Raw genomic sequence first — 18,486 nt, forward strand, 5'->3', positions numbered from 1 at the left:
TCACCTAAATGTTACGTTTGCGCAATACATTAAATGATATTTGATTAGAATTAAAGAAGTTTATGGAGTAGAGAACTGGTCTATTATTTAAATCATAATGAATTTGGCGCAAAATTAAGAGGGGTGTGTCTTGATCACAATTCATAATATCAGAGATTTCCTCGTTGTAACTCATTGTTTTTATTTCAGCTTTTGCATAACTAATCGTGATCCCTACTTCTTCTAGCGATACTAGTATTGACTCCTGGTTTAATTTATACCCTTTTTCAAGTAAATTCGCTGGAATTTTATCAATACAATAAACTAGCGGTGTCTCGTCGGCTGTTCGAACTCGTTTAACTAAAAATACTTGTTCGTTTTTCTCCAAATTTAATTCCTTAATGTCGTCGCCATGCGGGTCAACATACCCCGTAAATAGAATTTCTGTTCCTGGCTTTTTCCCTTGTCTTTCGATCATATCGGTAATGCTAAATAACTCCTCTATTCCACCGGAGAATACGGGTTTTTCATTCACAAACGTCCCAACTCCATGCTTACGGATAATGATATTTTCCTCTTCTAGAATTCGTAAAGCTTCCCGTAATGTGTTACGCGAAACGCCTAATTCCTTTGCGAATTCCATTTCAGAAGGTAAACGTTCACCCGGTTCCAGCTTGCCTTCTTTGATTTTTTCCCTTATTTGTTCAATCACCACAAGATAACGAGGTGTTTGAAAATTATAGTTGTTCATACATTCCCACTCCTTTTATGTCTCTCATTTTACAATTATTATAAATCGCTTTCAAGGTAATTGGCGACACTTCCAGAATTTTGTTAGATTTTGTAGAATGCATAAGCAAATCTATTTAAGAATAAAAAAGGAAATGTTTGTTAAACTTATATACAATAATGTTAAAAAATAGTCGGTACCATCCCCCCATCCATACGGATTGGAGAACCTTTAAATGCGGATGCATAAGGACTACATACAAATGTAGTTAGTCTACCTATTTCACTTGGCTTGATAAATCGCTGTATTTCAGATTGAGGTAGGTTGGTAGTCATAAATTCTTTCTCTTTTTCTGAAAAAGTCATATCATCATTAGGGTATATCCCCTCAATTATTTGTTGAACATTTTCAGAGAGTGTTGGTCCTGGCATGATCGTATTGACTGTAACTTCTTTTCCTATTGTTAATTTAGATAAGCTTTTTGACAATGATAATAGCATTGATTTTGTCATACAATACTGAGGCATTTGTCCTGAAGGCATGATTGCTTCTTCACTCGCAATAAAGATAATGCGACCATAATCATTTTTTAACATTTTAGGTAAATAAAATTTAGATAATCCATTTGCGGCAAGAACATTAGTACGGAAATATTTTTCCCATACTTCATCGTCAATGTCCTCATATTGCATAATTTCATAAATCCCCATATTGTTAACTAAAATATCAATAGTGGGGAATTTTTTAAATAAAGCTTCTCTTTGCCCCATATCGACAAGATCGGCTGTAGCATTTTGAGGAGAGGTAGACGGGAAATCCGATTTGAGTTCATTTACAACTCGTTCTACCTCTTCATAGTTTCGTCCATTGATTAGGACATTGACACCTTCTTTGGCAAGTTCAATGGCAATTGCCTTACCTATACCTTTCGTTGATCCTGTAACTAAAGCTGTTTTATTGTTTAATCCCATATCCATAATATATTTCTCCCATTCCTTTACCTTTTATGACTACAAAAGGTTAAAATAAAAACGCTCCTACCCTTTGAGGTAATAACTAGGTTATTCTTTGTTAATATAGTTTTAAAAAATTTACTTTTAAGCCGAAGTTAATGTATCGAGTCTGCACCTAAATGTTCAGTACGCCAATTTGCGGGAGTATCACCTTCCCAAATGCGGAAGGCGCGGTAGAACGAGTTCTGATCTTCATATCCAATCATGAAGGCTACTTCTTTAATATCAAACGAGGGGTCTGCCAAGTATTCTCGAGCCAAGTCATGTCGGACTTGTGTCAAAAGATGCTTGAAGCTTGTGCCTTCGTCATTAAGACGGCGCTGCAAGGTACGATCGCTCATCCCCAACTCGCTTGCGACAGTCTGAATGTCAGGGCGCCCTCCTGCAAGGTTACGTTTCATGATCCACTTGACCATTTCGGTGATTGAATGACTGTGTTGCTGCTCATCCAACGATTTATCTAGTACGGGAGTCAGAATTTCCAGCAACTCTTCGTTGTACGAGACAAAAGGGAGGTCCAGATCTCCTCGATGTAGCGTCAACCTGTTATAATCTGCACCAATCCGGATATGACAGCCGAAGTAAGCTTCAAGTGTCTGTATGTCGCCCATCGAGTGCGTAAATTCGACAAATCTCGCCATCAACGGTTGACCTGTGCCCCGACGTCCAAGCTCCAAAAGAAATGCCAGAGTAATTCCGACGAGCAGCGGTGGACCTGGTTGCTCGGTATATAACCAATCTAGTTCAATTGTACAGTTCTCACCTTCCTCCGTGATACGTAAGCTTTCAGGGGGACACATTCGTTTGTACCGTGCCATTCGTTTTAGAGCGTCACGGTAGTTACGAGCATGGTAAGTCGCTAAGACGGCGGGTGGGTAATGCGCTGTTTCAAAGACGGTTGTAAGCTTGATAATTCCTTCGGCAGTGTCATCAATGAGATCTGAATAAGCCTGCCAAATCGCGAAATATTGATCGGTGGTGACAACTGGCTCATTAATAATGGTGAGCGGCAGTTGTGCCTTTCGAGCGACGTCGTGGGGGGCAATCCCTAATTGATGTATGCCTGCCCAAAATCCTGCCGGGATTTTAATACGAGTATGAGACTTCATAACAGGCCCTCCTTTAGCTATCTACACATTCACTAGTGGTGGTAGTGATTGCATTCTGCCTAATTAACGGGACAGATATTATATTACCTGTTCAATGTCGCCTTGTAACTAGCAAAGGACGACATTTTACTTGCCAACTACGTCGAATAAATCCGTTAGTAAAGTCTGTAACGTTACAACAAAGTTATTTAATTTTAAATCTAAATGTTTTTCCATTATCCCCGTTAATTGAAGAAAACATCCCTTTTACCTCATTCTTACCTGTAAAATTAATTCTTTTAATAATAGCCGGATGTAGTTCTGCTTGTACATCATATTGGGGTGAATTTTGTATAAATTCTTTCTTCGATTGCTCCCAGTAATCCGCGGGATGGCTGCAAGTAACTTTTACCTAGTATCTAATGCTTAGATACTTAACCCTAAGTCTTCAAGTAATTTTCCTGACAATATATTTTACCGAACGATAGTTAAACTATTGACAAAGCGTTTTGTTTGTATTTTAATTTACCTAACGGTAGTTAAAAACATCACGTTAAAACATCGAAAATATAAATCCGGATTGTAATGTGAGGAGTAAAATATGAGGAAGAAGAAAGAACTGACATCCAATCAATTGATTGAGGCAGCATTTGAGCTTTTTGCACAACACGGGATTGAAAAAACGAGTCTGGCTATGATTGCCACAAAGGTCGGTATCACAAAGCCGTCCATTTACTATCATTTCGCATCAAAAGAAGAATTGATCGATCGAATATTTGAATACAGTCTTGGCGATTATCAATTTGACCATTTCGTCCAAATTGATGAGTGCAATGAACAAAATTTTGCTAAAAAGCTATATCAAGCGGGTCTAAGAATGTTTCCGGAAAAAGATGAAATCTATCTACGAGTTTTAAATGAATTTATGAGCTATGCTGTGCGCAATGAAAAATACTTGAAACGCATTGCGAAATTTGAGCAAGAGTTTATAGAGGGCTTCCAAGACTTATTGCAAAAGGGAGCTGATTTAGGAATAGTTAAACCGCAAAATATAGCGGCCAAGGCACATATGCTAGCTATTGTCATCGATGGTATCCAAGATTCTATAGTCATGCAGATGCCGTTTAAAACAGACTATAAAGATATCTGGCGGGAAGTAGTGAACAGTGTTCTCACGAAAAACCAAAATGAATTTGGAGAGGATGAACAACTATGAACATAATTAGAAATACCAAGATTGATGCCAATACGGCCATTGAGGCAAACAAAATAATCCTCGGAAACTGGATTTTCAGAAAGGGTACTTAAGATTTTTCGAAAAGAGTGGGAATAAAGATATAACTTAATATGGAGAGAAAAACCTTATTTAACAGCCTACCATCTTATTTTTGGTAGGTGAGGTATAACTCTCCCAAACGATGAAAGGGATAAAGAAAACAGAGAGTAAAATTCAAAAATATGAAAACAAGGAGGTGAACACTCTGCTACCCGAAAGATGTTTCTACGCTTTGTAGCAGAGTAACAGACATGAGTAAAAACATTCAACCTAACGAGGTTTCTACACAAACTTTTTCCTGGGGGATCATCAAATGGTTTGTCACACCCGACCACACCAAAGGGGCAAACGTATCCTTTGGCGAAGTAATTCTCTTCCCTGAACAGGGAGTTGAGCGACATAATCACCCTGACGCAGAGGAGGTCCTCTACGTTCTTTCTGGAGAAGGAAAACAGATGTTGAACGACGAAACGCCCTTTACGGTCAAAGCCGGCGATGTGATTCACATTCCCAAAGGAGTCTATCACCACACGATCAATACAGGTTGGGAGCCCCTCCGCGGATTGTCTATCATGAACCCAGGTGGAGCGGAAAAAATACTCACCTCTGCATCCGATTTTCACGAAATACCAGTCGGTCAAATTGCAACCTTCCGTCGCAATGAGTCATAGGACACATACGAATCAACCATTCGAGGCAGAGATCACCGCTGCCTCACTTTTTTAGGAAATACTCGGTTCCCCTAAGGGAGTAAGAATACAACTTGATTTAAAAAGAGAAAACCTATCTAACAGGGTTTAGCCTAATTAAGTTTCAACCCTTCTTCTCACCGACTGCGTTTGCCCTCTCCATAATTTCCTGTACTATTGAACCTTTTGCATCCGCATGGTCTTGGACGTGTTTCCATTTACGGTGAGCTAAGTTATGCTTTACGCTTGCATACTTATCTCGTTAGGTTCTTTTGTGCTATAAGAAACATCATCTCCATTATTACGAAGGAAGTAATTAATAATAGGGGTAGTACCAGCGAAGCTGTCACTAGCCGCAATAATGAATAAAATTAAAAATACACCATTTCTGATTTCACTTCTTCAATTGGAACTCGCTCCTAAAAGGCTTATTCAAAGCTTAAGAATTCTTAAGAATTTTTGCCCCTTTTTCTTCAGGTTTGGATCCTAAAGTATGATTATGAATTCAAACCAATGGGGTGACTAATTATGAAAAATCTCTCCTTCTTATTTCAATATATTGTAAATCCTAAATCAGTTGGTGCAATTCTTCCTAGTTCAAGATTTCTTGGAGATAAAATGATTGAAGGAATCGATTTTAAGAAAGCAAAGTACATTGTCGAATATGGACCCGGTACAGGTGTGTTCACAGAAAAATTGTTAAAAAAAAGAGACCCTAAGACAATTGTTTTATTAGTGGAAAATAATAAGGAGTTTTATTCATTACTAAAAGGAAAATTTAAAGAAGAAGAGAATTTATTCATTGTATATGGATCTGCTGAAAATATTGAGCAGTATTTAAGGGAGTATGGTATGACTTATGCCGATTATGTTATTTCTGGTCTTCCATTTGCAAGTTTACCAAAACAGGTTTCAACCAAAATTTTATTAAACACCACGAAAATCCTAAACAAGGATGGACAATTCATTACTTTCCAATACACTAAATTTAAAAAAGCATTCATCCAACATTTTTTTACCAAAATAGATATAAAAAGAGAAATTAGAAATGTACCACCAGCCTATGTCTTTAATTGTTCGATGCAAGAAAAAAATGTGGAGGGATATTGTGGAGTCCAAAATTCTTATTGTTGATGATGACAAAGAAATTAGAAAACTTATTTCGGTTTATTTAGAAAATGAAGGTATGCAAACCCAAAAAGCAGAAGATGCTATCGAAGCCTTAAAATTATTGGAAGATAAGAAGTTCGATCTCATTATTTTAGATATAATGATGCCAAAAATGGATGGTATTGAGGCATGTATGAAAATTAGGGAAGAACGCAGTATGCCCATCATCATGCTTTCTGCAAAATCAGAAGATATGGATAAAATCCAGGGTCTTGCTTCCGGCGCAGATGATTATTTATCAAAACCGTTTAATCCATTGGAATTGATTGCCAGGGTAAAATCTCAATTAAGAAGGTATAAAAAATACAATACTGATACTAACAGCAATAAAACCGTAATCGATATTGGCGATTTAACCGTTAATACTGATACTCGTCAGGTATGGGTACGGGAGAAGGAAGTAAGATTAACTCCAAAAGAATTCAATATACTGGAACTTCTCGCCAGAAACAAAGGGATTGTCTTAAGTGTTGAAAAAATTTATGAAGCAGTTTGGAAGGAAGACTTCTATAAGTCGGATAATACGGTGATGGTGCACATTACAAAAATTAGAGACAAAATTGAAGAAGACCCAAAACACCCGATTTACGTTAAAACAGTTTGGGGAGTAGGGTATAAAATATGAAGAATATCAGATTTAGAAATAAGATAATTGTAAAGCTTCTTGTTTCGATTGCGATTAGTTTACTTGTTTCGATTGCTTTGATGATCCTCATCTCTCAATTCATCACGAATCCGTATATGATGAATTCGACGGGGTTCAGTATTTTAAAATATAATTTGATGATGTTCATCATGTTTACAGTAGCTATCTTCACTTTTATTACAATTTTTTTATTCATGGTAAGAAGAAAATTAATGTATTTGAAACTCATTTCCGAGAGCGTTAACCATATTGCTAATGGAAAACTTGGTATGACAATTGGGATTGAAGGTAAAGACGAATTGACTCAACTGGCTCAAAACATTAATTACATGTCAAAAGAGTTAGAAAATAAATTTGAATATGAAAGACGCATAGAGAATGAAAAAAATGAGCTTATTACAAATGTATCCCATGATCTACGGACACCTTTGACATCAATCATTGGATATTTGGATTTATTAAAAAAAGGTCAATATGACAATAAGCTACAATATCAGGAGTGCCTTGAAATCATTTATTCAAAATCACAAAGACTGAAATACCTAATTGACGAACTATTTGAATATACCCGTTTGTCAAGTCCAGATGTTAAGTTAAAGCTGAGCGAGGTTGATTTGGCAGGGTTATTGGAGCAAATAGTTGGAGAATACATACCAATATTTGAAAAAGAACAATTAAGTGTTCAAAAATCGATAAGGGAAGAATATATACCTGTTTTAATGGATGTAGAAAAGATGGTTCGTGTTTATGAAAATCTCTTTATGAATGCGATAAAATTCAGCTTGAAACCATCCGAATTACATATAAAACTTGAAGCAAAAAGGAATAAAGCCATTTTGAAGGTATCAAATAAAACGGAAAAGCCTCCAGTAAATGATGTTAATAAATTGTTTGAAAGATTTTTCAGGGGGGATAAGGCAAGAAGGAATAATCATGGAACTGGACTTGGACTTGCTATCTCAAAAAGAATTGTTGAACTTCACGATGGGATCATTTGTGCGGAATACAAAGAGGGTTGGATGAATTTTATTCTCGAATATCCTATATATAGGAAATAGCTTATGAAGCTAAAGAGGTGATCTGGTTCTCCTAAAAACAAAAGAACAACGGCTTCTTGGACATGCGAATTATAATAAAATACAACTAACCATATAATGACAAATAATGCCGTTAAAATTCTATGAATATAGAGCTGTCCTAAACCAGGGATACATAATGACCACATAACAGAAAGAATAGGATTTCGTTTATCCAAATAGTTAATCTCAAATGATCCCAATGCATATGAATTAAAACGATGATCCTCTTGTTCAGCCAGAATGTAGACCCTATTCATATCTACAGTCGTGCGGTAACTATCCCAAATGCTAAAAAGATAAACAGGAATATACATAAGAAGCCATCTTGTATCTAACACTTGTTTTGCCATATCTATATTTCCTTGAAAGGAATAAATCATTGCGGAATTAACATTTGCATTTAGATTCACAAAAACTTCCCAAATAAATAGGGCATATCCTCTAAGGTATTTTGACAATATTAAATGTCCGAATCCTGGAAAGGCAGCAGACCACCAAGCAATAATGTACGGGTTTCTTAAATGAAGCTGAGTGGTTCCAAATATGCTTACATGCGCTTTATAACGTCTAGCTGTATTATCATTGTTGTAGTTGTTCATCTAAAAAGAGGCCACCTTCGTACAAATTAGGTTAGCCATAGTTTGCTACAAATGGGTTGTTTTATCCTTTGTGGTGGCCCTATGCCACTTGGAGAGAAGATAGCAGTGAAAAGACTGGATCACTATTGGACCCAGCCTCGGATGTTGATTCATTTTACTAAATACAAAAACATATCACAGCTTAAAACATATCACAGCTTAAATGCCAGAAGGACTTTTATCCCCATCTGTATTAATTTCAATATAAAAAGGGACAATATCAACATAGCGCCCGTCCTTTTGTTTGAAACCACCTGGGATTACACCTAATGAAGAAAAGCCTAGTTTCTTGTATAGGTGAATCGCCCCTTTGTTCGAAGCCACCACCGCATTAAATTGCATAATCCGAAAACCGAGTGATCCCGCTATTTCTAACGAATCAACCACTAATTTTTCGCCAATACGTTGCCCTCTTTGTCCAGATTTCACACCGTAGGAGGCATTGGCAATATGTCCGCAGCGCCCCACATTATTCGGGTGTACAATATAAAGACCCAGTATCTCGCCATTTTCTTCGGCCACGCCTGTATAGGCTTGTTCTGCAAAAAAAGACCTAGCTTCTTCCAATGTCAATGGCTCCTCCTGTGGAAAAGCCATACCTTCTTCCACAATATCATTCCAAATGGTTATCATGTTTGGTAAGTCTGCTTCTGTATATTGTCTAATCATGATCGCCACTTCCAATCCCCCTCTTTTTTTCGTGCTATTTCACTTATTATGTGACAAGTTTAAGGCCGACCGCTGAGCATAAAACCATCGCTATAAAAACCATTCTCTTCCAGTTTTTTGATTCACCATAGAATATCATACCAATAAGCGCACCGCCAACAACACCAATTCCTGTCCAAATGGCATAACCTGTTCCCATCGGGATGAATTGTAGTGAATAACTGAGTAATGCAAGACTTGAACCAAACCCCAAAATGAGTAAAACGACTGTTTTCCAATTTCGCTTTACAGAGAGTTGATTGATCATGGCAACACCAAATGTTTCCAATAATCCCGCTAAAATTAACGTAAACCAAGCCATTAGGATTCAACTCCTTCTTTAGACTGATCAGATGTGACTAATTTCAAACCAATGACTCCAGATAATAGTGTGATGATTAAAATAATTTTCCCCCAATTGAATTCTTCTCCGAAGAAAAGAATCCCTGCAATGACAGTGCCTGCTGTTCCCAATCCAACAAAAATGGCATAGACCGTTCCTGCTGGAAGTACCTGTGCTGCTGTAATCATTAAATAATTACTAACAATAATAAATATAATTGTTCCAGTCCATGTCCAAACATCATATGAGTGGGTCAAGCCAATCACCCAAAAAATCTCCAAAAAGGCGGCAACAAACACTTTTATCCAGTTTCGATTCACTAACAACACCTCCAGATTTATTGTTCCGAAAGAACGAATAAAAAAACAAAAAGCCCTGAGAGAAAACTGTCCATACAGTTTCTCCCGGGCTTTTATCCCTCCGTGACATAGCGGTTCGCTATGAGTTTTCTCTTGGACCAGACCAACCTTATAGGTTGCGGAACCCTAGAAAACATTTGATTGATATAATTTCTTATCATTATACATACATTTAAAGAAAAATCAAGTTTTCAGGTTAAGGTAATTGCGGATAGTATGCAGTATCTGTTGCTCAGCTTTGCTTGCGCTATGACATCCAGCTTGGTCTTGTCGTCATTCCTAAAACAGCAAATCCCGATCATATGAGAAACAATGCGGAACTTGATTTCGTTATCAGTGACGAAGATATGGAAACTTTGAAGAATGTAGAGCATATCCAGGATTATGGTGAGCATAGCTTCTTCCCGGTATTTGGTGGAAAATCAAAATAAACAGCTAATGAATGCAGGACGGACAGCTCCTACTTGTGGCTATTATACAAAAAGGACCAAATAGAATTCTCCCACCTATAAGATGGAGACTTCTGTTTGGTCTACATCATGTAGGCTACTTCATTCACCCAGTAATATCCCGCCTTCTATATCCAATGAATCCGAAAACGGATAGTCCAATAGCAAAAAGTGTTAAAACCGTCATCACCATAAAATTAATCTCATCTGTTGGGATTTGTGGGAGTCGTGGATTTCACCGTCCCGTTTGGCCCAATAAAGCCAAACACCTCTCCTTCATTAAAATGTGGAATCATTTTCTTTCTTGAAAATCGTAACTTTCTTATTCCTTTGATACTTGTCGAAAGTATTGACGTGTTTCCTCATCACGTACAATGTAACCGAGTTTCGCCAGTTCTTTGCGAAGATCTTTTATGTCGTTATATTCTTTCTTTTGTAATGCAATTTCCCGAGCCTTAAATAAGGCATTTGCAGCTGCTGAAAGATCCGGTGAATTCAGCACCCAACGTCGATACTCTTCCCTGAATGGATCCCCTTTTTTTGACCAAGGATAGGAATGACTCATAAAAGCATTTGCTATATCTTTAGCAGATGCGTCGGTTGTCTCCCTTGCAAGTTCATAGCCTGATTTTCCTAAAATGACAAGCTGATTTCCATCAAGGAATACCGTATCAATGTCTTTGAATCCAATTGTTTGTATATCCTCATCCCTTTTGAGTTGTGTTTCTTGATCCGTAATCGTAATGATCAGTATCTCGCTAATAGCCATTGTAGCTAATACGATGCCAGCTATTAAGCCAATTACGGCCAAAATGATTGGAAGCCAAAATCCATTGAAGGTGTTGATAAGTTTTAATGGTCCTTCAAACGGAAACCAAGGTAACGTGATAGCCCATGATGCGATTCGTGGAAGAAAATACCCAAAAATAAGCCCTGCTACTCCAAATCCACCATAAAGGAGGAGCCCGGTTATTTTAGAATAGCCTACAACTGTTTTTTCATGATTGAAAGACCGCCCTGATTCAGTCAATTATTTTCACCTCTTATTTAGTGCTTTACCGACAATATCTATGAGTTCATCACTATATGTTTCTAAATCTACCTTTCTTGTAATGGAAGCATTCAACATATATTCACCAATTGCACCTTGAATTATATTAGCCATTACATCTACATTGAATGTTCGAAATTCCCCTTTTTCTTGACCATCACGAAGAATCCGGCAAAGCTCATCCATCATCGGATCTTCATCATCATGATCAGCTAATTTGTAATATGGAATATTATCAGGTGTTCTAGCATTAAAAATAATTTCTACCAAAGCTATATTATATGCGTGATGTGTGCCCTGGTAGGCTAGGCTTGCCCTAATAAATGTATTTAGTTTATTCGTAGGGGTCTCCTCTTTACTTACTTTCTCCAGAACATAAGACGTAGAGCTTTCTAGTAGATTCATTAGCAAATGATTCATCAAGTCATTTTTATCTGAGAAATGATAAGAAATTAACGCTGTACTTATACCTGCCCTTTTGGCTATTTGAGAAAGGCTCGTTTTCACATATCCAAGTTCATCAAGTGTATGAATTGCAGCCTCAACTATTTGTTCGCGTCTTGCTTCAGCTATGAACGATTGTTTTCCTTTATCATTTTTATCAATAGAATGCTTTACTTTTTCTTTATCATTGCTCACCCGAAGACACTCCTTGACAACTGATTAATTGATCAATTTTTTAATTGATCGATCAATCAAATTTTAACTAAAAAAGGTATTGGTGTCAATATAGGCATGTATATCGTTGACAGTTATATCGCCTGGTGATATAGCCCTTTATATCACCAGGCGATATAGCGTTTGACGATAGGTGGTGTAATGATGGAAGATAAAGCTCCCTTGACAGAAGGTGTTTATTACATCCTTCTATCGCTGTATGAGCCAAGGCATGGATATGGAATTATGCAATTTGTTTCCGAACTTAGCAATGGTCGTGTTGAACTTGGTGCTGGAACTATTTACGGAGCGATTAAAACATTGGTTAAGCGACAATGGATTGTACCGTTAGATGAGGATAGGCGAAAAAAGGAATATGTTATTACAGATGCAGGGAAATTGATCGTTGAATATAAAATCAAACGGCTTCGTGAGCTACATCATAACGGTTTGCAAATTACGAAGGGGGAGAACCAGCTGTGAAAAAGGTACTGTATCGCCTTTATTGGGATTACGAAAAAGAAGAAAATTGGATTAATGAGATGGCAGCGCAAGGTTGGCACCTAAAAAAGTTTTTCTTTGGCCGATTCACATTTACAAAGGGGGAGCCGGGCGCATTTATTTACCGTAATGAATTTATCATCGGAATGTCTGCAAATGAGAAGAAAGATTACTTTGAATTTCTGAAAGACAGTGGTATTACCATTATTAATGAATTGTGTGGCTGGGTGTACATGAAAAAGTCAGCAGCCGAAGGTCCATTTGAAATATATTCAGATACAAAATCAAAGATTACCTATTATAAGCGTATGTTGAATATTTTCCTCTTACTCTTTTTCGTTAATGTATGGATGGGCATTATGAACATAAGTGTTTTTGGGGATTCAACGGTTGGTATTTTTAACATAGTTGTTGCATTACTTATCGCAATTCCTATTATAAAAATTATACAGCGCAAAAGGAATTAGAGAAAAAAACGGCAATTTTTTGAATAATGTACTTATCCATTCGTTAATAATTAGGCCTATGTAAAGAAGTATTAGATTAGAGTATCCCAGCTTTTACAATTAAAATAACTAAAAACAGCCTTAATCCTGCGTGATTGCTGATTCTTTGGCTGTTTTTGTTTGGCAAAGATTGTTGTGTAACATTCTCCGCTTTTAAATTGGGTTAGTGGAGAAAATATGACTCTAGCGAGAAGTATGGCCGGCCACTGAAAAAAACTATATTTTGAATACCTGCATGGTTTTATTACAGGACGGCCCGATTTCTCCATTTCTCCGCCCGATTCGATGGAAGTTTGGCCCGATTAGTTCAAAATTCCGCCCGATTTAACATGAGATCCGCCCGATTCAACCTAGGTTTGGCCCGATTTGTCCGAAAAAATTTAACCGGACCCTCATTTCTCAGCGCAATCGTTCCAATTCTGCCTTAAAAGCTCTCTTTCTAGAATGCAATTTCTTATAATATTCTATTAAACTTGTCCTTCCATGCGAGACTCCTTTTGACTCCATTGTTTCATTTAATGCTGTTATTAGTTCAGCAGCCTTATGGTAGCTTTTGCGATATCCTCCCCCTACTACAGCTTGTGTCCTTTTATCCACCTCTTCCCGTAGCCATGATATATACTTGTCATATTGGTCGTTCGTTATTACTACTTTATCTTTCCAATATAAGAACCGATCAGCGAAACTTTTCTCATCTTCCTGATTTCCTAGCCTAATGTCTATTCCATCCATCAATCGTTGTCCAGCTTTCGTTAGTTTATTATTTTTGTCCAATAGCAAAATGAAAAGTGGTACAGCAATTCCTTTAAACTGAGTGCTCCAACCCAATGTTGTTTTATCCTTGTGACATTCTTCCATGATCTCATCGAATTCTCCATTGAAAAAACGAATAGCTTTTTTATGATCCTTAGAAAGTTTATTCACCCGTAACTGTTTATTATAGAATTGCCCTTCCACCATGGGACTTTCGGTTAGTGTGATCGCATACTTTGCTGCTCGGTTCGTTACATCCTGGTATTCCGGCAGCTCAAACAACCGTAAATAGTGGTTCAATGTCGATTCAGCATAAAAAGATGCCTTATAACATTCCTTCATTACATCAAAATGTTCCAATTGTACAGCCACTTTCGCTATAAGATCTGCAATCCGTCCACGAATAATCAACTTTTCAGGTAATACACGAATAGCCTCCAAGCCTAGCTGTTCACACCTAGATATTTTATTTGCATTTAGAAGTTGCTTACAAGCTTTTTCGTACAAAACCGGATGCTTTCGCCAGACTACCTTAGCTGTTTCTGCTAGACGGTTACTACCTCCCTGATACATACATGCTTCAGACAACAAGCCCCCTGCTAGATCACCATCCTTTTCTGTCAAAAAAGAAATCCACTCTTCCATAAATCGATCAATTCCGTTTAATTCTTCCGGTCCGGCACTAAATATTTCCTCCATTTTAATGTTTTTGCACATACTCCATGTTAAATACCTGTACAGAGTGTTTACCCTTTCTTCTCCCTCAGATACCTGGTATTTCGCATACAGTAAATTAAGGGAGATTTGTTTTAAATTCAAACTGACCAAATCTTCATCTACCAGTTCCTCAAGATCCAGCTCAAACATCTCTTCCGCGTCGTTATCCATCGCCATAAACGACATACAACATAGCCGTTCATATAATTCCAAGGACTGCTCGTATTGTTTATGAGATAACAAATTCTCCGCTACCTGAAATGCTTTAGAAAGCTTGTTTCCCATGCCAAAAACATCAAAATACTCATATGACCAATCACGATCCCAATAGCTTTCTCCATACTCCTCGTAGCCTTGACATTCTATATGAATGTCCTGGTTCTCCACTTTTTCACACCATTCTTCTATCTCTTTTATTGCAAAGCCCGGAAGATACTCTTCTTCCATTTCTGTGATTGTTAAGGACTTTAGAACCATCATCCTCTGGCTTTCTATTGTTGTTCTCGCAAAATTACGGATCCACTCATCTTTTTCCTTTTCAGACATCCTAGACAGACTTTCATCAACCTGTTTCATAAAATCTTTATAATTCATTGCAATCATCCTTTATATCTCTATCTATTTATGAAATCCTAAAACCATATTTTTTCCTTTTGCCATCTGTACTTCCAAAAAAACTGCATAGAAAAACGTGCCAAGAGTTACTTTTAGCATAACTCATGGCACGACTTTGTGAAACAGTCACTTGGAAGAATTTGACAAATACTCGTTCTAAACCCAGTATATTAAAGGGCAATTTCGGTAATTTCCATCCCTTTTCTTTATAAAAAACTTATCATTAGACGAGTTTCTAAGTTCACCCAAATGGGTTATTTTTATCCTTTTTTAAGCCTTTAATCGCTCTTCATTATCTTCACGCTTACCAAGTGCAATAATTTCTGCTATTTCCGCCTTATCGCCAAACTGCCTGAACTTTACCGAAATTGTGTGACCACATTTCATTTGAGTCGGAACAATTCGCACCCAAAAACATGTCCTTTAGCTGAATAATCCACCCACTTACTTATATTACTTCTTCCACAATGGATTCACCTTCACTTTTGTCACTATCAGACCACTTCCAGCTTTCTAGCAGTCTAATTCTACCGTCAGATAGAATTTCAGGTGTAGAATAACATTGGCCACCTCTTATTTCGTTTTTAACGTTTACATGGTTATATCTAAACTGTAAGCAACCATTTTCCTTCACTATTCCTATCAGTGTTCCTTTTACAATTTCTCCTCCACTATAGGTTGCTGAAAGGATATTTCCTTCTTGTTTATATTTAAAAAAGGTTTTTGAAGAAACTTCTCCATTAGCCGTATTTTCGATTGATACAAATTTGCGCCCATCATAATTTATCACATATAACACCCCTGTAACTTTGGATTCTCAAATACTTCCCGTTTGTTGAATTATACAACCCAGCTTGTCAAGCTTAAAATGATTAACCATTTACTCCTTTTATATCTACTTTAATATTTGCCCTCTTATACACATTGAAAACTTCTCATCCAGCAACTGTCATTTACCCCATCCATACGTTCAATTATAGCAAACACGACAGTAAACCAAAAAAATGTATGGATCAACACACTATTGTTCACTTTCAGTTTATAATATATAATTCAACGGAATAAATTAATTTTAAAAGAGGGAAAAGATGAAAACTTTAGAACGTTTCAGTCAGTTTGTTAGTAGCACATTCGCTGTTTGGGTGTTAATTTTTGCAGCATTCGCTTTTTTGTCACCAAATACATTTTCTTGGATTGGCGAATATATTACTATTTTATTAGGTATTGTTATGTTTGGGATGGGTTTAACTATTACTGTAGATGATTTTAAAGGGGTATTAACGAGGCCAAAAGATGTTGCCATTGGAGTAATTGGTCAATTTGTTATTATGCCTACTCTAGCTTATCTTTTGGCGAAAGGATTTCATTTACCACCGGAAGTTGCAGTCGGAGTTATATTAGTTGGATGTTGTCCAGGAGGAACCTCGTCGAATGTCATGACATTTTTATCTAAGGGGGATGTTGCGCTTTCCGTAACGATTACATCTATAACAACTATACTAGCCCCCTTTGTTACACCGGTACTTATTTTATTATTCGCCAGTGAATGGGTTGATATAACCCCAAGCTCTTTATTCATTTCGATTGTGCAAGTTGTCTTAATTCCAATTATCTTAGGGATAATCGTCCAAAAAATATTTAAAAAACAAGCACAAGCAAGCGCGAAAGTGTTACCGTTGGTTTCGGTCATTGCCATCGTAGCAATTGTATCAGCAGTTGTTTCCGGAAGCCAAGCAAAAATCGCCGAAACAGGTTTGCTCATTTTTGCAGTTGTTATTTTGCACAACACACTTGGTTATTTCTTAGGTTACCTATTTGGAAAATTATTTAAACTGAATTTACCAAAGAAAAAAGCAATCGCAATCGAAGTTGGTATGCAAAATTCTGGATTAGGTGTTGCCCTTGCAGCTGATCATTTTTCACCTTTAGCAGCAGTACCAAGCGCAATCTTCAGTGTATGGCATAATATTTCAGGTCCCATTCTGGCAACGATCTTTAGACGTATGAAAGATAAAAAAGAAAAAAGCGATGATAATATGACTAAAGCTACATAACGGGAAAAAAGGGAAGAAATATGAGGGGAAAGATTGCATTTTCTTTATTTTTGAAGCAGAGAGCCTTGCTTTGTTTGAACAAGCATCATTTGGACCCATATGTTGCAGCAAATAGAAAGAACCCGTTTTGGAAAAAGACTGATCAAAACGGGTTTTTTCTATTTTATCCTTTTTCAAACGGTGCAACTTTATTGACTTTTTAATCTCTTTTCCATCAGTTCAGCCATTTGCGATGAATATTTTATGATGAAAGCTAAATAATATATTCAAACTGTAATGGAAATGGAGATTTTAATATTGGAAACGAATGACACCTATCAAGACGAATTAACAGCGGCAGAGGTTTCAGCCCTTTGGACATCCTATCAAAATGACACTATGATGATTTGTGGATTGCGCCATTTTTTAACACATGTTACGGATGGACAAATCCGTTCCATACTAGAACAATTTTTAGCAATATCAGAGGAACATCAAACGAAAATAACGGATATATTTAATGCTGAAAACTATCCAATTCCTCAAGGTTTTACAGAACAGGATGTTAATTTGGAAGCACCAAGGCTTTTTTCTGATCGCATATATCTTGATTTGATGTTAAATGTAGCTAACTTTAGCATGGCGATTTACGGATTAGCCTCATCTCAAGTTGAACGGGATGATATCATTCAGTTTTATTTAGAAGCTGTAGACGAAACACAGAGAATGTACAAAATAACAAAGGATACAGTCAAGGCAAAAGGTCTATACATCCGTTATCCTCAAATTCCAAAGCCGAAGCACATCGACTTTGTTACCGATGATAGCTTTTTAACAGGCTTCTTTGGAGAAAAAAGACCTTTATTGGGTGTTGAAATTACAGCACTTGTATTAAACACAAGGCGGAATGCACTTGGCCAGGCACTTGTTGCTGGATTCGCTCAAGTTGCACAGTCAAAAGAGGTTAGAAAGTATTTTGAAAAAGGGCGGGATATTGCCACAAAACATCTTGAAATTTTCTCATCCATCTTAAACAAGGAATTTATCAATGATGGGTCCCGGATTTTGACATCAGAAGTAACCAATTCAACAAATGCACCGTTTTCGGATAAATTAATGATGTTTCTCGTTACAACACTTATTGCTTCTGGTATGGGTCAATATGGATCCTCCATGTCTATCAGTCCAAGACATGATTTAGGTGTTCAATATGCCCGATTAATGGCAGAAATAGGAAAGTATGCCAATCAGGGGGCAAACATTTTGATTAATAATGCTTGGATGGAACAACCCCCAATTGCGGCTGATAGAAAAAATCTAGCAAAATAGGACCCCTGTGGGCCAGATGTATCCAACTGAAGAGCCTTTTGAGCAACACGTACATGGATGAAAATAATGAACTAAAAGAAGAACAAAACCCACAACAATCATTCAAAGCGAATGCTTAGGTTGAGTTGTTGTGTGGGAGGAGCTAATGGCTGTAACA

At 37.1% G+C, this 18,486-nt stretch carries 20 protein-coding genes and 1 riboswitch; of the genes, 9 read left to right on the forward strand and 11 right to left on the reverse strand.

Features of this window, described 5'->3' with window-relative positions; genetic code table 11:
• Positions 1-4: 4 nt before the first annotated feature.
• The 3 genes from KI363_RS08165 to KI363_RS08175 form a co-directional block, all read right to left on the reverse strand.
• Positions 5-730 carry a GntR family transcriptional regulator gene (locus KI363_RS08165; RefSeq protein WP_158323585.1) on the reverse strand — a complete coding sequence of 242 codons (726 nt, stop codon included), beginning with the start codon at positions 728-730 and terminating at the stop codon, positions 5-7.
• Between the two features lie 161 nt (positions 731-891).
• The gene (locus KI363_RS08170) at positions 892-1,686 is read right to left on the reverse strand and encodes an SDR family NAD(P)-dependent oxidoreductase (protein WP_158323586.1); all 795 of its coding nucleotides are present in this window, start codon (positions 1,684-1,686) and stop codon (positions 892-894) included.
• A gap of 131 nt (positions 1,687-1,817) precedes the next feature.
• The gene (locus KI363_RS08175) at positions 1,818-2,831 is read right to left on the reverse strand and encodes an AraC family transcriptional regulator (RefSeq protein WP_158323587.1); all 1,014 of its coding nucleotides are present in this window, start codon (positions 2,829-2,831) and stop codon (positions 1,818-1,820) included.
• Positions 2,832-3,411: 580 nt separating this feature from the next.
• Between KI363_RS08175 and KI363_RS08180 the strand changes: the two genes are divergently transcribed.
• The 5 genes from KI363_RS08180 to KI363_RS08200 all read left to right on the forward strand — a co-directional run bounded on the left by KI363_RS08180 (position 3,412) and on the right by KI363_RS08200 (position 7,649).
• Positions 3,412-4,026, forward strand: a complete 615-nt coding sequence (locus KI363_RS08180) for a TetR/AcrR family transcriptional regulator (protein WP_158323588.1) — start codon at positions 3,412-3,414, stop codon at positions 4,024-4,026.
• 311 nt (positions 4,027-4,337) lie between these two features.
• Complete coding sequence (locus KI363_RS08185) at positions 4,338-4,757, forward strand: cupin domain-containing protein (protein WP_158323589.1); 420 nt, start codon at positions 4,338-4,340, stop codon at positions 4,755-4,757.
• 546 nt (positions 4,758-5,303) lie between these two features.
• Positions 5,304-5,909, forward strand: a complete 606-nt coding sequence (locus KI363_RS08190; RefSeq protein WP_158323590.1) for a class I SAM-dependent methyltransferase — start codon at positions 5,304-5,306, stop codon at positions 5,907-5,909.
• Complete coding sequence (locus KI363_RS08195; protein ID WP_158323591.1) at positions 5,884-6,570, forward strand: response regulator transcription factor; 687 nt, start codon at positions 5,884-5,886, stop codon at positions 6,568-6,570. Before KI363_RS08190 ends, KI363_RS08195 begins: the two co-directional genes overlap by 26 nt.
• On the forward strand, positions 6,567-7,649 hold the full coding sequence (locus tag KI363_RS08200) for a sensor histidine kinase (protein ID WP_158323592.1): 1,083 nt from the start codon (positions 6,567-6,569) through the stop codon (positions 7,647-7,649). The genes KI363_RS08195 and KI363_RS08200 overlap by 4 nt, the downstream gene beginning before the upstream one ends.
• Here KI363_RS08200 and KI363_RS08205 read toward each other — a convergent pair.
• The 6 genes from KI363_RS08205 to KI363_RS08230 form a co-directional block, all read right to left on the reverse strand.
• On the reverse strand, positions 7,571-8,269 hold the full coding sequence (locus KI363_RS08205) for a hypothetical protein (protein ID WP_246516809.1): 699 nt from the start codon (positions 8,267-8,269) through the stop codon (positions 7,571-7,573). The genes KI363_RS08200 and KI363_RS08205 overlap by 79 nt on opposite strands.
• Positions 8,270-8,467: 198 nt before the next feature.
• On the reverse strand, positions 8,468-8,977 hold the full coding sequence (locus tag KI363_RS08210) for a GNAT family N-acetyltransferase (protein ID WP_212966102.1): 510 nt from the start codon (positions 8,975-8,977) through the stop codon (positions 8,468-8,470).
• Between the two features lie 46 nt (positions 8,978-9,023).
• Entirely contained in the window at positions 9,024-9,338 is a 315-nt protein-coding gene (locus KI363_RS08215; protein ID WP_158323595.1) for a DMT family transporter, read from the reverse strand.
• Positions 9,338-9,679, reverse strand: a complete 342-nt coding sequence (locus KI363_RS08220) for a DMT family transporter (protein ID WP_158323596.1) — start codon at positions 9,677-9,679, stop codon at positions 9,338-9,340. The genes KI363_RS08215 and KI363_RS08220 overlap by 1 nt, the downstream gene beginning before the upstream one ends.
• A 79-nt stretch (positions 9,680-9,758) precedes the next feature.
• Positions 9,759-9,859, reverse strand: a riboswitch (guanidine-I (ykkC/yxkD leader).
• Positions 9,860-10,489: 630 nt separating this feature from the next.
• The gene (locus KI363_RS08225; protein ID WP_212966074.1) at positions 10,490-11,197 is read right to left on the reverse strand and encodes a YqeB family protein; all 708 of its coding nucleotides are present in this window, start codon (positions 11,195-11,197) and stop codon (positions 10,490-10,492) included.
• Between the two features lie 6 nt (positions 11,198-11,203).
• Positions 11,204-11,857 (reverse strand): TetR/AcrR family transcriptional regulator, encoded by a 654-nt coding sequence (locus KI363_RS08230; protein WP_246516810.1) that lies wholly within the window; start codon positions 11,855-11,857, stop codon positions 11,204-11,206.
• Between the two features lie 183 nt (positions 11,858-12,040).
• On the opposite strand from KI363_RS08230, the gene KI363_RS08235 reads away from it, so the two are divergent.
• Together KI363_RS08235 and KI363_RS08240 are read left to right on the forward strand one after the other, a co-directional pair.
• Positions 12,041-12,358 carry a PadR family transcriptional regulator gene (locus KI363_RS08235; RefSeq protein ID WP_373306755.1) on the forward strand — a complete coding sequence of 106 codons (318 nt, stop codon included), beginning with the start codon at positions 12,041-12,043 and terminating at the stop codon, positions 12,356-12,358.
• A complete protein-coding gene (locus tag KI363_RS08240; protein ID WP_158323598.1) occupies positions 12,355-12,843 on the forward strand; it encodes a DUF2812 domain-containing protein in 489 nt (162 codons plus the stop codon). The genes KI363_RS08235 and KI363_RS08240 overlap by 4 nt, the downstream gene beginning before the upstream one ends.
• Before the next feature lie 438 nt (positions 12,844-13,281).
• On the opposite strand, the gene KI363_RS08245 is transcribed toward KI363_RS08240, so the two are convergent.
• Positions 13,282-14,946, reverse strand: a complete 1,665-nt coding sequence (locus KI363_RS08245; protein ID WP_212966075.1) for a hypothetical protein — start codon at positions 14,944-14,946, stop codon at positions 13,282-13,284.
• 469 nt (positions 14,947-15,415) lie between these two features.
• Positions 15,416-15,757, reverse strand: coding sequence for an avidin-fold protein (locus KI363_RS08250; RefSeq protein ID WP_191967548.1), 342 nt, complete (start codon positions 15,755-15,757; stop codon positions 15,416-15,418).
• A gap of 298 nt (positions 15,758-16,055) precedes the next feature.
• Between KI363_RS08250 and KI363_RS08255 the strand changes: the two genes are divergently transcribed.
• Positions 16,056-17,021, forward strand: coding sequence for a bile acid:sodium symporter family protein (locus KI363_RS08255; protein ID WP_158324375.1), 966 nt, complete (start codon positions 16,056-16,058; stop codon positions 17,019-17,021).
• Between the two features lie 297 nt (positions 17,022-17,318).
• Entirely contained in the window at positions 17,319-18,329 is a 1,011-nt protein-coding gene (locus tag KI363_RS08260; RefSeq protein WP_191967611.1) for a DUF3231 family protein, read from the forward strand.
• The last annotated feature ends 157 nt before the right edge of the window (positions 18,330-18,486 follow it).

The organism is Lederbergia ruris (assembly GCF_018332955.1).
GTDB classification, from domain to species: domain Bacteria; phylum Bacillota; class Bacilli; order Bacillales; family Bacillaceae_C; genus Lederbergia; species Lederbergia ruris.

Excerpts from the sequence above, each read along its gene's own strand:
- KI363_RS08165 (WP_158323585.1), bottom strand. The coding sequence starts at position 730 with ATGAACAACTATAATTTTCAAACACCTCGTTATCTTGTGGTGATTGAA.
- KI363_RS08170 (WP_158323586.1), bottom strand. The coding sequence starts at position 1,686 with ATGGATATGGGATTAAACAATAAAACAGCTTTAGTTACAGGATCAACG.
- KI363_RS08175 (WP_158323587.1), bottom strand. The coding sequence starts at position 2,831 with ATGAAGTCTCATACTCGTATTAAAATCCCGGCAGGATTTTGGGCAGGC.
- KI363_RS08180 (WP_158323588.1), top strand. The coding sequence starts at position 3,412 with ATGAGGAAGAAGAAAGAACTGACATCCAATCAATTGATTGAGGCAGCA.
- KI363_RS08185 (WP_158323589.1), top strand. The coding sequence starts at position 4,338 with ATGAGTAAAAACATTCAACCTAACGAGGTTTCTACACAAACTTTTTCC.
- KI363_RS08190 (WP_158323590.1), top strand. The coding sequence starts at position 5,304 with ATGAAAAATCTCTCCTTCTTATTTCAATATATTGTAAATCCTAAATCA.
- KI363_RS08200 (WP_158323592.1), top strand. The coding sequence starts at position 6,567 with ATGAAGAATATCAGATTTAGAAATAAGATAATTGTAAAGCTTCTTGTT.
- KI363_RS08205 (WP_246516809.1), bottom strand. The coding sequence starts at position 8,269 with ATGAACAACTACAACAATGATAATACAGCTAGACGTTATAAAGCGCAT.
- KI363_RS08210 (WP_212966102.1), bottom strand. The coding sequence starts at position 8,977 with ATGATTAGACAATATACAGAAGCAGACTTACCAAACATGATAACCATT.
- KI363_RS08215 (WP_158323595.1), bottom strand. The coding sequence starts at position 9,338 with ATGGCTTGGTTTACGTTAATTTTAGCGGGATTATTGGAAACATTTGGT.
- KI363_RS08235 (WP_373306755.1), top strand. The coding sequence starts at position 12,041 with ATGGAAGATAAAGCTCCCTTGACAGAAGGTGTTTATTACATCCTTCTA.
- KI363_RS08245 (WP_212966075.1), bottom strand. The coding sequence starts at position 14,946 with ATGAATTATAAAGATTTTATGAAACAGGTTGATGAAAGTCTGTCTAGG.
- KI363_RS08255 (WP_158324375.1), top strand. The coding sequence starts at position 16,056 with ATGAAAACTTTAGAACGTTTCAGTCAGTTTGTTAGTAGCACATTCGCT.